15 protein-coding genes and 1 riboswitch are annotated in these 13,277 nt (G+C 73.0%); of the genes, 13 read left to right on the plus strand and 2 right to left on the minus strand.

The genetic code is table 11. The features are described from left to right. The first annotated feature begins 6 nt into the window (after positions 1-6). From O7625_RS24035 to O7625_RS24060, 6 genes are all read left to right on the plus strand, one after another. The gene (locus O7625_RS24035; protein WP_282341744.1) at positions 7-579 is read left to right on the plus strand and encodes a copper resistance CopC family protein; all 573 of its coding nucleotides are present in this window, start codon (positions 7-9) and stop codon (positions 577-579) included. A 316-nt stretch (positions 580-895) separates the two neighbouring features. Continuing rightward, positions 896-2,365, plus strand: a complete 1,470-nt coding sequence (locus O7625_RS24040) for a PepSY domain-containing protein (protein ID WP_348773967.1) — start codon at positions 896-898, stop codon at positions 2,363-2,365. A gap of 166 nt (positions 2,366-2,531) precedes the next feature. Next, positions 2,532-2,600: riboswitch (cobalamin riboswitch) on the plus strand. 60 nt (positions 2,601-2,660) lie between these two features. Beyond that, positions 2,661-2,864, plus strand: coding sequence for a CbtB-domain containing protein (locus O7625_RS24045; RefSeq protein ID WP_084261432.1), 204 nt, complete (start codon positions 2,661-2,663; stop codon positions 2,862-2,864). Then, positions 2,855-3,652, plus strand: coding sequence for a CbtA family protein (locus O7625_RS24050; RefSeq protein ID WP_282341746.1), 798 nt, complete (start codon positions 2,855-2,857; stop codon positions 3,650-3,652). The genes O7625_RS24045 and O7625_RS24050 overlap by 10 nt, the downstream gene beginning before the upstream one ends. Further along, positions 3,649-4,269 carry a histidine phosphatase family protein gene (locus O7625_RS24055; protein ID WP_282341748.1) on the plus strand — a complete coding sequence of 207 codons (621 nt, stop codon included), beginning with the start codon at positions 3,649-3,651 and terminating at the stop codon, positions 4,267-4,269. Before O7625_RS24050 ends, O7625_RS24055 begins: the two co-directional genes overlap by 4 nt. Before the next feature lie 45 nt (positions 4,270-4,314). Beyond that, positions 4,315-5,094: an ankyrin repeat domain-containing protein gene (locus O7625_RS24060; protein ID WP_197700031.1), complete on the plus strand. Its 780-nt coding sequence runs from the start codon at positions 4,315-4,317 to the stop codon at positions 5,092-5,094. Between the two features lie 119 nt (positions 5,095-5,213). Here the strand turns inward: O7625_RS24060 and O7625_RS24065 are convergent, their stop codons facing one another. Beyond that, positions 5,214-5,828 carry a dihydrofolate reductase family protein gene (locus O7625_RS24065; RefSeq protein WP_282341752.1) on the minus strand — a complete coding sequence of 205 codons (615 nt, stop codon included), beginning with the start codon at positions 5,826-5,828 and terminating at the stop codon, positions 5,214-5,216. Between the two features lie 321 nt (positions 5,829-6,149). Here O7625_RS24065 and O7625_RS24070 point away from each other — a divergent pair, with 321 nt between their 5' ends. The 3 genes from O7625_RS24070 (at position 6,150) to O7625_RS24080 (ending at position 8,230) form a co-directional block, all read left to right on the plus strand. After that, positions 6,150-6,776: a hypothetical protein gene (locus O7625_RS24070; protein WP_282341754.1), complete on the plus strand. Its 627-nt coding sequence runs from the start codon at positions 6,150-6,152 to the stop codon at positions 6,774-6,776. A gap of 106 nt (positions 6,777-6,882) precedes the next feature. Then, positions 6,883-7,395 (plus strand): sigma-70 family RNA polymerase sigma factor, encoded by a 513-nt coding sequence (locus tag O7625_RS24075; protein WP_067311168.1) that lies wholly within the window; start codon positions 6,883-6,885, stop codon positions 7,393-7,395. Then, entirely contained in the window at positions 7,385-8,230 is an 846-nt protein-coding gene (locus O7625_RS24080; RefSeq protein ID WP_282341756.1) for a hypothetical protein, read from the plus strand. Before O7625_RS24075 ends, O7625_RS24080 begins: the two co-directional genes overlap by 11 nt. Before the next feature lie 22 nt (positions 8,231-8,252). Here O7625_RS24080 and O7625_RS24085 read toward each other — a convergent pair whose 3' ends face one another. Next, positions 8,253-8,783, minus strand: a complete 531-nt coding sequence (locus O7625_RS24085) for an adenylate kinase (RefSeq protein WP_282341758.1) — start codon at positions 8,781-8,783, stop codon at positions 8,253-8,255. 186 nt (positions 8,784-8,969) lie between these two features. Between O7625_RS24085 and O7625_RS24090 the strand changes: the two genes are divergently transcribed. From O7625_RS24090 to O7625_RS24105, 4 genes are all read left to right on the plus strand, one after another. Beyond that, positions 8,970-10,649 carry an extracellular solute-binding protein gene (locus O7625_RS24090; RefSeq protein ID WP_067311160.1) on the plus strand — a complete coding sequence of 560 codons (1,680 nt, stop codon included), beginning with the start codon at positions 8,970-8,972 and terminating at the stop codon, positions 10,647-10,649. Next, positions 10,646-11,674, plus strand: coding sequence for an ABC transporter permease subunit (locus O7625_RS24095; RefSeq protein ID WP_282341760.1), 1,029 nt, complete (start codon positions 10,646-10,648; stop codon positions 11,672-11,674). The genes O7625_RS24090 and O7625_RS24095 overlap by 4 nt, the downstream gene beginning before the upstream one ends. Beyond that, on the plus strand, positions 11,671-12,594 hold the full coding sequence (locus O7625_RS24100) for a carbohydrate ABC transporter permease (protein WP_067311154.1): 924 nt from the start codon (positions 11,671-11,673) through the stop codon (positions 12,592-12,594). Before O7625_RS24095 ends, O7625_RS24100 begins: the two co-directional genes overlap by 4 nt. A 64-nt stretch (positions 12,595-12,658) precedes the next feature. Beyond that, entirely contained in the window at positions 12,659-13,276 is a 618-nt protein-coding gene (locus O7625_RS24105) for an ABC transporter ATP-binding protein (protein WP_282341762.1), read from the plus strand. Position 13,277: the final 1 nt, after the last annotated feature.

Genomic DNA, 13,277 nt, shown 5'->3' on the forward strand with positions numbered 1-13,277 from the left:
AGCATCATGATCACACCGTCCCGCCGTCCCGCCGTCGTCCGGCTCGCCGCCGCGCTGCTGGCCGCCGGGCTGGCGCTGCTCGTCGCCGCGACACCCGCCCGGGCGCACAACAGCCTCACCTCGGCCTCCCCCGCCCGGGAGGCGATGCTGCCCAGCGCGCCCACCGAGATCACGCTCGAATTCCTGGCCCGGCTGGACCCGGCCTTCACCACCATCGTGCTCACCGACGGGACGAAACGGCGCGTCCCCACCGGCGATCCGGTGGTCACCGGGACGAAGAGCACCGTCCAGCTGACCGACACCCTGCCCAACGGGACGTACACCGTGGCGTACCGGGTGGTGTCCGCCGACGGGCACCCGGTGCAGGGGTCGTACCCGTTCACGGTGGCCGACCCGGCCGGCGCTGCCGCGCCGACCGCCGTGCCCACGACCGGGCCGGCCTCCCCGGCCGTCGCCGCCGTGACGGCCGGGGACGGGAGAGGCCGGGGCACCATGCTGGGCGTGGCCGGCGGCGCGGCGGTCGTCCTCATCCTGGCCGTCGGTGTGCTCCGCTGGCGACGCCGGTCACCGCGCCGCTGAGGGCCGACCCCGGGACGACGGGACCGGACCCGTCCGGTGTCGGCCCCACGGTGAGCGCCGGCAGCCGCGACCACCGCCGGGCGGTGCCGACCCGGCCGGACCGGTGGGACCTGACCGGCGCGGCGAGGGTTCCGGCACCGGTGCCGGTCTGGCGTGGATACCCGCACCGACCGGCGTCGGTGCCGGTCGGGACATTCCCGGGAACCGTCGGGGCGGCCGCTCCGACTATCTCATCGGGCGACGCCGGCACCACGCACACCGACCCACCCCGCGGGCACGGAGCGACCATCGGCTTCATTTCGACTATTCCGATCGGATGAGTATGTCTGTCACCGAGTTGTCCGGCCCGCCGAGGCCGGAACCCGCGCCACCCGCCGACCCGCCCACCCGACCGACCCGTGGCGGTTCCCCGTTCGGCGCACTGCTGCTGCGGCTGCACTTCTACGCGGGGGTGCTGGTCGCTCCCTTCCTGCTGGTCGCCGCGTTGACCGGGTTGGCCTACACGGTGGCTCCGCAGGTGGACGGGGTGCTCTACGGCGACCGGTTGACGGTCACCGGGGTGGGTGAGCGGCCACTGCCGGTGGCCGACCAGGTCGGGGCGGCGCGCAACGCCCACCCCGAGGGCAGCGTCACGTCGGTGCAGCCCGGTACGGGCGACCGGACCACGCGGGTGGTGTTCTCGGCACCGGAGTACGGGGAGAAGCAGCACACCGTGTACGTCGACCCGTACACGGCCCGGGTGCAGGGCCAGTTGACCACCTGGTTCGGCTCCACGCCGGCCACCACCTGGCTGGACGACCTGCACCGCAACCTGCACCTGGGGGTGGCGGGCCGGCACTACTCGGAGCTGGCTGCGAGCTGGTTGTGGGTCATCGCGCTGGGCGGGGTCGTGCTGTGGTGGCGTCGCCGCCGCGCCTCCCGGGCCACCGTGCGGCATCTGCTCGTGCCGGACCTGTCCGCCGCCCGGGGCGTCCGCCGGACCCGGGGCTGGCACGCCACCCTCGGGGTGTGGCTCACCGTCGGCCTGCTGTTCCTCTCGGCGACCGGGTTGACCTGGTCCCGGTACGCGGGGGCGAACTTCGGTGCCGGCCTCGACTCGCTCGACGCCCGCGCCCCGCAGCTCTCCACCGCCCTCACCGCCACGCCGGGCAACCCGACCGACACCGGCGGCGGCCATCACGGCATGTCCACAGGGGGCGGAGTGGTCGAGTCGGCCGCCTTCGACCGGGTGCTGACCGCCGCCCGGACGGCCGGGCTGGCCGGTCCGGTCGAGATCGCCCCGGCCCCCGAGCCGGGCTCGGCCTGGACGGTCACCCAGGTCGACAACACCTGGCCCGTCGCGAAGGACCGGGTCGCCGTCGACCCCGCCACGGCCACGGTCACCGCCCGCAGCGACTTCGCCGACTGGCCGCTGCTGGCCCAGCTCAGCGGCCTCGGCATCCAGGCCCACATGGGCGTCCTCTTCGGCCCGGTCAACCAGATCCTGCTCGCCGCGCTGGCCCTCGGGCTGCTCTGCGTCATCGTCTGGGGCTACCGCATGTGGTGGCAACGTCGACCCACCCGCAGCGACCGGCGCGCTCGCGCCGGCACCCCACCGGCCCGGGGCGGCGTCCGTGGCCTACCGCGCTGGGTCCTGCTCGTCGGCGTGCCGGTGACCGCGGCGGTCGGCTGGGCGCTGCCCCTGTTCGGGCTCACCCTGCTCGCCTTCCTCGCCGTCGACACCGTCCTGGGTGCAGTCTCCCGACGACGCCGTCCGGCCACCGCACCGACGCCCGCCGGCCGATGACCCGCGTCCGCGTCCGGCCGCCCCGGGACGGGCCGCCGGACGCGGACGGTCGACCCGCCGCGTCGCCGGTTCCCGACCGGTCGGCTCACATTCCACGTGGTGACGATTGACCGGTCGGGGGTCGCGCCGTTACGGTCGATCCACTATCTGCGGCGTCGCGAGGTAAGCCGGTGAGATTCCGGCGCGGTCGCGCCACTGTGAGCGGTTCCGTCGTCGACGGGTCCGCGAGCCAGGACGCTCGGTCGTCCGCAGCCTTGCGATGGGGACGCGTCATCCCCGGGAAGGTTCGTGTCCCATGTCGAGTCCCACTTCCGCCCAGCCGTTGGTCCACCCCGTCGGGTCGGCACGCGTGTGGGGGGCGGCCCTGGCCGTCGTCGCCGTACTCCTGCTGCTCACCTACCTGGTCGCGTTCGACCAGGGCGCGGTCTCGCGCAGCGGCATGTACCTGCACGAGCTCATGCACGACGGCCGGCACCTGCTCGGTGTCCCGTGCCACTGACCCCTGTCCGTAATCCCCCCACGTTCACCAGCGTCCTGCTCCGCGGTCTGCTCGCCGGTCTCGTCGCCGGCCTGCTCGCGGGGGCCTTCGGCTACCTCGTCGGTGAGCCGCGCATCGACGCGGCCATCGCCATCGAGGAGGCGGCGACCCATGCCGGTCCGGTGGCGGACGACCACCACGCCGACGAGCTGGTCGGCCGGGACGGCCAGCGCGCCGGCCTGTTCCTGGCCACCGGTCTCTTCGGGGCCGCGATGGGCGGCCTGTTGGCGACCGCGTACCTGCTCCTGCGCCGCCGTCGGCCCGGCACCGACGACGGCCGGTCGGCGCTGCTGCTCGCCGGTGGTGCCCTGCTCGGCGCGGTGGTCGTGCCGTTCCTGAAGTACCCGGCCAATCCACCGGCGGTCGGCAACCCCGACACCATCGACCAGCGCACCGCGGCCTACCTGGCCCTGGTGGTGCTCGGCCTGGTGGCGGTCTGGTCCGGGTCGCTCGGCTACCGGTCGGTCCGCGCCGACGCGCCGCCGTGGCAGCGGTTCGGGGCGGCCACCGGGGGGTTCCTGCTGGTCACCATCGTCGGCTACGTCGTGCTGCCCGCTTTCCAGGAGGTGCCGGACGACTTCCCGGCGACCCTGCTGTGGAACTTCCGGCTGGCCGCCCTCGGCACCCAGGTGGTGCTCTGGACGGCGCTCGGCCTGCTGTTCAGCGCACTGACGGCCGGCGGCGGGCGGTCCGCCGTCGGTCAGCCCGGTGAGCCGATGATCGGCACGGGAACACCGATCCACCCGTGACCCCGACGACCGGCCTGCGGCTGGTCGCCCACGCCCACACCGCCGCCCTGCGGCGGGCGGTGTTCGGCGCGGGTGACGAAGACCTGGACGAGGGCGGCCGGCGGGCCGCCCTCGCTCTGGCCGGGCAGGGCCGGGGCGGGCCGCTAAGCACCGGGGAACGCTGCCTGACCAGCCCGGCGCTGGCGGCGGTGCAGACCGCGTACGCTCTCGGTCTGCGCCCCACCGTCGAGACCGCGTTGGCCGACTGCGGGTACGGCGGCTGGTCGGGGCGGAGCCTGGCGGACGTGGGTGCCCGGGAGCCGGACGCGCTGCGGCGGTGGTGGGAGACACCGGAGGCCGCACCGCACGGCGGGGAGTCCCTCGTCGCGCTGCGCGAGCGGGTCGGGGCCTGGCTCGACGGCGGGCTCGGCGGGGGTGGCCGGGTGGTGGCGGTGACCCATCCGATGGTGGTCCGGGTGGCGGTCGGGCACGTGTTGCAGCTCCCGACGGCCACCCTGTTCCGGCTCGACGTCGCCCCGCTGGCGGTGGTGCGGCTCAGCCGCCACGGCTCCCGGTGGCAGCTCCAGTTCACCGCCCCGCCGGTCGGTTCCGCAGCCGGCGCACCGGCCATCGGCTGACCGCCGGGCCGGTGCCTCCGGACGCCGCCGGGTAGGGTCGCCCGGGTGACGGGTGGATCCCTGCTGCTACCGGTCGACGACCCGCTGGCGGTCGCGGTGTCCGGGGCGATCCGCGGCGGTGACCTCACCACGCTGCGGCGGCTGCTCACCGCGCACCCGGGGCTGGCCACCGCGCGCCTCGTCGACCGGCCGGCCGGCCCGGACGTCCCCGGGGTCAGGTCCCGCACGCTGCTGCACGTGGTCACCGACTGGCCGGGCCGGTTTCCGCACGGCGCCGCCACCGTGGCCGTCCTGGTCGCCGCCGGTGCCGACGTCGACGCTCGGTTCGCCGGCCCGCACCGCGAAACCCCGCTGCACTGGGCGGCCAGCTGCGACGACGTGGACGTCATCGACGCGCTCCTGGATGCCGGTGCCGACATCGAGGCGCCCGGGGGCGTGATCGGCGGGGGCACGCCGCTCGCCGACGCGCGGGCCTTCGCCCAGTGGCGGGCCGGATACCGGCTCGTCGTCCGGGGTGCCCGCACCACCCTCACCGACGCGGCCACGCTCGGCCTGCTCGACCGGGTGGAGCAGGCGTTCACCGGTGTCACCCGGCCGTCGTCGGGCGAGGTCGACGCGGCGTTCTGGGGAGCGTGTCACGGCGGTCGGCAGTCCTGCGCCGCCCATCTGTGGGAGCGGGGCGCGCGGCTCGACTGGGTGCCACCGTGGGAGCACCGCACGGCGCTGGACGCGGCCGTCCGGCGTGGTGCCGTCGAGTTGGTCCACTGGTTGCGTGCCCAGGGCGGCCGTACCGCCGCCGAGCTGGGCCACCGGCCGCCGGCCTGACAGGTCGGCGGCGTCGCCGCGCGGACCACCGACCGGGCCGACGCCACCCGACGTCGGTGGCGGCCGGCGGCACGCGACACCGGTGGCCGGCGGGGCCGGGCGGTCCGCGCGGACGGGGGCTACTCCCCGGCGGCCAACTGCTCCTTGGCCGCGTCGTAGTCGGCGGCGGCGGGCGCACCGGCCGGCGCGTAGATCACCCGGATCACCCCGGTCGGGTACGCCTCGGTCGCCGTCACCCGCAGGTGGTACGGCGTGTCCCCGTCGTCGAACAGCCGGCGGCCCTTGCGCGCCGCGACCGGGTGCACCAGCAGCCGCAGTTCGTCGACCAGCCCGGCGGCCAACAGCTGCTGCACCACCGAGATCGAGCCGGGGATGAGGACGCCCCCCACCCCGGGGTCGTCGCGCAGGGCGGTGACGGCCTCGACGAGATCCCCGTCGAGCAGCTCGGAGTTGCGCCAGGAGAGCTCCCGGGGCTGCCGCGAGGCGACCACCTTGCGCAGGTCGCCGAGCTGCTTGGCGAAGGGCGCGTCGTCGCCGCCCGCGGCCTCCCGGTCGGGCCACGCCCCGGCGAAGCTGTCGTAGGTCTCCCGGCCGAACAGCAGCACGTCGGCGGTGCCGTAGTCCTCGGTGACCGCCCGTCCCATGTTGTCGTCGAAGTACGGGAAGTGCCAGTCGGGGTCGATCTCGGCCACCCCGTCGGCCGAGGTGAACAGGGTGGAGATGACCTTTGCCATCGGAGGTTCCCTTCCAGTCGGGCGATGTCGAGCCGGATCATCACAGCATCCCAAAACTCCGCCGCGGATCCGGCCCGTCCGCCGCGCGCCGTTCCGGGTCACCCCGCCCGCCCCACGCCCGGCGGTGGACCGGCGGATCAGCGGGCGCGGCGGCAGATCGGCGGGTCGGCGGATCGGCGGATCGGCGGGTCGGCGGAGAAATCTCGGCGGAGGTGAAACCGGGTGGCCGTGGCGGACGTCCTGACGGGTGAATCGCCCACCGGCGAGGACGACAGGTCGACGCGACCCGCCGCCCACACCACCCATCCTGAGGAGCGGACAATGTCGATGAAGCGATGGTTCACCGGCGCCGGCCTGCTGGCCCTGACCGGTGCGCTGGCCGCCTGCGCCGTGGACACCCGGCCGGGTGGCGGCGACGTGCCACCGGCCCCGGTGGAGCAGCAGGCGGTGGCCGTGCCGGCGGGGTTGTCGGCCACGCCGCCGAAGACCAGCACCGCGCCGCGTGGGTTGTCGGGCAACCGCCAGTACACGATCGTGCGGGTCGGCGCGTTCGAGGGCGGCCTGTCGCTGACCGACTCGGGGCGGCTGGCCGAGGTCGACGACGACCAGGGTCGGCAGCTCTTCGTGCCGACCCCGGTGGGCGGGCAGCGGTACCTCCTCAAGGCGTACTCGCGGTCGAGTGCCGGGCCGCTGTGCTGGCGGGTGCACAACCCGGGCAACACGCAGCCGCTGGTGGTGCAGGCCGCCACCTGCAAGGCTGACGACCCCCGCCAGCAGTTCGAGATCATGACCGCCGCCGGCACCACCCCGTCGTACCTGATCAGTAGTGCCGGTGCGTTCCTGCGCCACTCGTCCCGGTACGGTCTCATCCTCGAGGAGCTGGGCGACGCCGAGCCGACGAGCAGCTTCCGGTTCAACGACAACGGACCGGCACCCGTCGGCCGGTGACGTCGGGCCGGTCGGATCGGACGGGGGGCGGTCCCGACCGGTCCGGCCGGGCCGGGGTGGCTGAGAGGTGGACCAGATGCGACCGGGCAGGTGGAGAGCTTGATCAATGCGTGACGCCGAGGAGTTCGACGCGTTCTACGCCTCCTCGGCCCAGCGGGTGCTGGGGCAGGTGTACGCGATGGTCGGCAGCCGCACCGAGGCCGAGGACGCGGTGGCCGAGGCGTACGCCCGTGCCTGGGGGCGGTGGTCGACCGTGCGGGAGTGTGACAGCCCCGAGGCGTGGGTGCGCAAGGTCGCCTACCGGGTCGCGGTGAGCGCGTGGCGCAAGGCGGTGAACCGGGTCCGGGCGCACCGCCGGGAGGCGGTCGGCCAGCAGGTCGAGGCGGTCTCCGTGGACCACGTCGCGCTGGTCGAGGCGTTGCGGCGGATCCCCGCCGAGCAGCGTCGGGTCATCGTGCTGCACCATCTGGTCGGCCTCAGCGTGACCGAGATCGCCGTGGAGACCCGGACGAATCCGAACACCGTCAAGACCCGGCTGGCCCGGGGACGCCGGGGACTGGCCAGTTATCTGACCGGCGGCGAACACCAGACAACGGGCGGGAGGAGCCATGGAGCCTGACGACACGCTCGACGGGGCTCTGCACGGGCTGGCCCGGCACGCCCGGCAGACCGGCCGACTCGCCCCGGTCACCGAGGTCCGGCGGCGGGGCGACATCCGGCGGCGGCGTCGGCAGGTGGCGACCGCCGCGCTGGGGGTCGCCCTGGTGGGCGCGCTGGGGGCCGGTGTCACCGCGGTCCGCCTCGCCGACGCCCCGCACGGCACCCTGCCGGCCGGGCCGGACGGCCGGACGCCGGGTCCGCCACCGGGCACCCCGTCGGTCACGCCGACCCCGGGCACCTCCCGGGCCCCGGCCACCGGGGGGCCGACGGGTGATTCGGGCAGTCCCCCGCCGAGCACGACGGGCAGTTCGGGCAGTCCCTCGTCGGGTGCGCCGCGCACCGATCCGCTGGGGCTGGGCCAGCGGCAGTTCGTGCTGGTCCGGACGTCGGCCGCGGAGTCGGTGGTGTCCCTGCTCGACGACGGCGGTCTCGGTGAGGTCGACGGCGAGGAGGGGCGTCGGCTGTTCGTGTTCGTACCGCAGAAGTCCGGTCACTATCTGGTCCGTACCGCCGAGCCGGACGCCGACGGGGACCGGGCCTGCTGGCAGGTCCAGTCGGCGGGTTCCGCTCCGCTGACCGTCGCGGCGGCCCCCTGCCTGCCGACGGAACCGCGCCAGTTGTTCTCGATCGTGGTGAGCGGCTCGGAGGGTGGCAAGCGGACCTACGCGATCAGCAACAGCTCCGCCTATCTCCAGTACTCCAGCCAGCGCGGCCTGATCCTGGAGGAGCTGGGCGACGCCACCCTGGAAACGGTGTTCCGGTTCGTCGACAACGGCGCCGCGCCGCGCTCCTGACGGTGCGCCGGCCCGGGCCCGCTCACCGGCGGGGCAGGGTGGCCACCCAGCGGTCCAGTTCGGCCGGGGAGCGGAACAGCAGCACCGGCGGCGCGGTCGGGTCGGCCTGCCAGGCCCGCATCCGTCGGCGGGCCCGGGCGAACGCGCCGACGTGCCAGACCAGGATCGAGTCCCGGGACAGCACGCTGCCCAGTGACTCGCGGTTGCCGTTGCAGATCTCCTCCCCGGTCACCAGCCGGCTCAGGGTACGGCGCAGCAGCCGGCCGAACGAGCGCCAGCGCGGGTAGTCCAGGGCCACGACCAGGTCGGCGCGGGCCAGCGGCACGTCCCGCCACCCGTGGTAGGCCCCGTCGAGGATCCAGCGTTCCTCCTGGCAGATCTGGCTGATCCGGGTGCGCTGCCGGTCGACCGGCACCTCCACCCAGCCGGGTAGCCACAGCAGGTCGTCGACCGGGTGCCAGGGCAGTCGCAGCCGGTCGGCCAGCACCGCTGCCAGGGTGGACTTGCCCGCGCCGTACACCCCGTAGACCAGGATGCGGGACGGTGCGCTCATGCCGGGAGCCTACGCAGCCGGTCCGGGAACCGCTCGTCGTGACGGGGCCGCCCCGGGCGGAGCGAGGCCGGGACATCGATGCCCCTTGTAGGAATCTCCCGCCGTCCATTAGTTTGTTTAACATCCAGACCAACTAGCCTGCCCCAACCTGCGAATCCGCCACCGACCCTTCTCGAAGGGGGACCGATGACACCCCATGAACCCGGCTCGACAGCCTCGCGCCGACACTTCCTCGGCCTGGTCGGCCTCGGCACGGCCGCCATCGCCGGCGGCCCCCTGCTCGCCGGGTGCTCCGAGAAGCCGGCCGGCTCCGGCGCCGCACAGAACCTGGACTCCTACGCCGACCTGCTGCCGAGGCAGCAGGATCTCGCGCAGAGCATCAAGCCCGACATCGTCGGCACCCGACCGGTGCCCGACGGCTACACGAAGTACCCCACCTCGCTGGTCGACGCGATCACCGAGCGGCCGGGCACCAGCGGCAAGGAGGTCACCGCGATGACCCCGGCGTGGGGTCCGGCCCCACCCGGGGTCGCGCAGAGCGCCTACCTGCAGGCGGTGAACGCCGAGCTGGGCACCCCGGTCAACTTCACCATCCAGGACGGCAACACCTACGCGGACAAGCTCAACGCGATGCTCGGCGCCCGGGACGTCCCGGATCTGCTCTGCGTGCCCCAATGGGAAGTGGACAAGATCCCGCGCTTCGCCGAGGCGATCAAGGTGCTCTTCGAGGACCTCACCGACCACCTCAAGGGCGACGCGGCCAACGCGTACCCGATGCTGGCCTCGTTCCCGAGCGGGGCCTGGCGCAACTCGCTGTGGAACGAGCGGCTGATGGCCGTGCCCAACCCGACCGACGGGCCGTTCCCCTGGGCGCTGTTCACCCGCAAGGACCTGCTCGACGCGCGCGGGCTGGCGGTGCCGGCGTCGCTCGACGACCTGCTCACCGTGGCCAAGCAGGTCACCGACCCGGCCAAGAAGGTGTGGGCGTTCGACAACGTCTTCGACATGATCCAGATGTACCACAAGGTGCCGGCCTCCAAGCAGGGCTGGCGACTGAAGGCCGACGGTACCCCGGAGTTCAAGTACGAGACCCCGGAGTACCGGCAGGCCGTCGAGGTGATGGCCAAGATCTACAAGGACGGCCTGGTCCACCCCGAGATCATCGCCACCAGAGGCGCGGACAGCGCCCAGTTGTTCGCCAAGAACGGCGCGATCGTCTTCACCCGCAACGGGGTGGGTTTCTGGCAGGGCGCCCAGGCCGAGCACCAGAAGGTCAACGCCAAGCTGAACATCCAGCCGGTGCCGGTCTTCTCCGCCACCGGCGGCGACCCGCTGGTCTGGGGCGACGACGAGCCGATCTCGTTCACCTTCGTCAAGAAGGGGGTGGGCAAGGAGCGGGTCGAGGAGCTACTGCGGATCATGAACTGGTGCTCCGCGCCGCTCGGCACGCAGGAGGCGCAGCTCCGCGACTACGGGGTGGCGGGCAAGCACCACACCAGCACGCCCAACGGGCCGGTCAAGACCGACCTGGCGTTCAAGGAGATCGCCAACCAGTACTTCTTCATCAGCGGTCGCAACCCGACCATCGGCCCGTACCCGGAGACCCCGAACTACGTGCCGGATCTCCTGAACTACTCCAACGCCATGGTGAAGTACCTGGAGAAGGACCCCTGGGACGGCGTGAAGCTGGAGATGCCGGCCGCGTACAAGGCCAACCAGGTGCCCACCGAGGACAAGATCACCGACATGCTGCGGGGCCGCCGGCCACTCTCCGACATCGACGCCATCGTGCAGGAGTGGAAGGCCAACGGGGGCGATGAAGCGCGGGAACTGCTCGCCAGGTCGCTGCCCAAGGCCGGGCGATGACCACTCGCGACACCGCCGTCGTGGCCGGGTCCGACCGGACCCGGCCCGACGGGCCCACCACCCGGGCGCGGCACCGCCTGCGCCCGGCACGCGCACGCCGGGTGCCGCTGCGCACCCGGCTGCGGCGGGACTGGCAGCTGCTGGCCATGGTGACGCCCGGCTTCCTCGTCCTGCTGGTCTTCAGCTACCTGCCGATCCTGGGCAACGTCATCGCCTTCCAGGACTACAACCCCTACCTGGGGGACAACCCGTTGCAGGCGTTCGCGCGCAGCAACTGGATCGGCTTCGGGCAGTTCCAGCTGTTGTTCGAGGACTCGGCCTTCTGGGAGGCGTTCCGCAACACCCTGGCGATCACCGCCTTCCAGCTGGTCTTCTTCTTCCCGCTGCCGATCTTCCTGGCGATCATGCTGCACAACCTGCTGTCCAGCCGGTGGCGCGGCTTCGTGCAGACCGTCGTCTATCTGCCGCACTTCTTCAGCTGGGTGCTGGTGGTCAGCTTCTTCGTCGCCATGCTCGGCGGCGCCGGCCTGCTGGCGCAGACCATGCGCGACGCCGGGATGCAGCCGTGGAACGTGATGACCAACCCGGACACCTTCATCATCCTGGTCACCGCCGAGGCGGTCTGGAAGGACGTCGGCTGGGGGACCATCGTCTTCCTCGCCGCGCTGTCCACGATCGACACCAGCCTCTACGAGGCGGCGGCGGCCGATGGCGCCGGCCGATGGCGCCGGCTGTGGCACATCACCCTGCCCGGCCTGCGACCGGTGATCGTGCTGCTGCTCATCCTGCGGCTGGGTGACGCGCTCTCGGTCGGCTTCGAACAGTTCCTGCTGCAACGTGAGGCGGTGGGCCGGCAGGCCGCCGAGGTGCTCGACACGTTCGTCTACCACTTCTCCATCGCCACCGGGAACTACGGCTACGGCGCGGCGGCCGGCCTGTTCAAGGCCGCGATCGGGCTGGGCCTGATCCTGGCCGCCAACCGGGTCGCCCACCTGCTCGGCGAACGGGGGATCTACTCGAAATGACCGAGACCGTCGCACTGCGGGCCCGTACCGGACGCAACCGCCGGCCGGTGTGGGAGGAGCCACCGACCCGGATCGGCCAGGGGCTCAAGGCCACCTTCCTGGGTCTGCTCGTGCTCAGCGTGCTCTTTCCACTCTGGGTGATCCTGGTGACCAGCCTGTCCTCCCGGGAGACCCTCGCCGAGGCCGGTGGCATCGTCGTCATCCCCCGGGGCATCGACACCGCGGCCTACGAGACGATCTTCGCCGGTGGGGCGGTCACCCGGGCGCTGTGGATCAGCACGCTGGTCACCGTCATCGGCAGCGCGCTGGCGTTGACCGTGACCGTGCTGGCCGCGTACGGGTTGTCCCAGCCGCGGTCGGTGGGCTACCGCTGGCTGCTGATCTACTTCCTGGTCCCGTTCCTGGTCTATCCGCCGCTGGTGCCGAAATACCTGGTGGTGACCGGACTGGGCCTCAAGGACACCATCTGGGCGCTGATCCTGCCCCCGGCGATCAGCGTGTTCAACCTGGTGGTGGTGCGCGGCTTCTTCCAGGCCATCCCGCAGGAGCTGCTGGACAGCGCCCGGGTCGACGGGGCCAGCCACTTCCGTACCCTGGTCCGGATCGTGCTGCCGCTGTCCCGGGCGGTCATCGCGGTGGTGGGGCTGTTCTACGCGGTGAGCTACTGGAACGTCTGGTTCGACGCGCTGCTGTTCATCGACCGCAACGACATGTACCCGATCCAGCGGGTGTTGCAGAGCTACCTGCTGGCCGGCCAGGCCCCGCACACCTCCGGCGGCACCACCGGGGTGTCCATGCCACCGACCGAGGCGATCAAGATGGCGGTGGTGGTCCTCACCGTGGCCCCGATCGTCGCGGTCTACCCGTTCATCCAACGGCACTTCATCAAGGGCGTGCTGATCGGCGCCGTCAAGGGCTGACCGCGCGCCGCCCGGTCGGGGCGGGTCGGCGGCCACACCGGCCCGCGTGCGACAGTGGCTGTTTGTGAGCACCCTTGCCGTACGCGGGCTGACCCGCCGGTTCGGCGCGCTGGTCGTCCTGGACGACGTGCGCTTCCACCTCGACGCCGGGCAGGTCGCGGTCGTCGTCGGGCCGAACGGCTCGGGCAAGACCACCCTGCTGCGCTGCGTCGTCGGCGCGGATCGCCCCGACGAGGGTGAGGTGCTGCTCGACGGGCGTCGCTGCGACGAGACCGACCCCCGGGTCCGCGCGGCGGTCGCCGCCGCCCTCGACGACATCGACTTCTTTCCGGACCTGTCCGTCGTCGAGCACCTCGAACTGGTCGCCTACGCCCACGGTGGCACCGCCGACCCGGTCGAGGAGGTGCTCACCGAGCTGGGTCTGCAACCGGCGCGCGACCAGCTTCCGGCGACCCTGTCCAGCGGGCAGCGCCGCCGCCTCGCCCTGGCCTCCTGCTTCGTCCGCCCGCGCCGGCTGCTCGTCCTCGACGAACCGGAGCAGCGGCTCGACGTCCGGGGCCGGGCCTGGCTGACACAGCGGCTGCTGCGGGAGAAGGCGGCCGGCACGGCGGTGTTGATGGCCTCGCACGACACCGACCTCATCGACGCGGTCGCCGACCGGCGGATCGAGATCGGCAGCTGAG

This window comes from Micromonospora sp. WMMD714 (assembly GCF_029581315.1).
Lineage (GTDB): Bacteria > Actinomycetota > Actinomycetes > Mycobacteriales > Micromonosporaceae > Micromonospora > Micromonospora rifamycinica.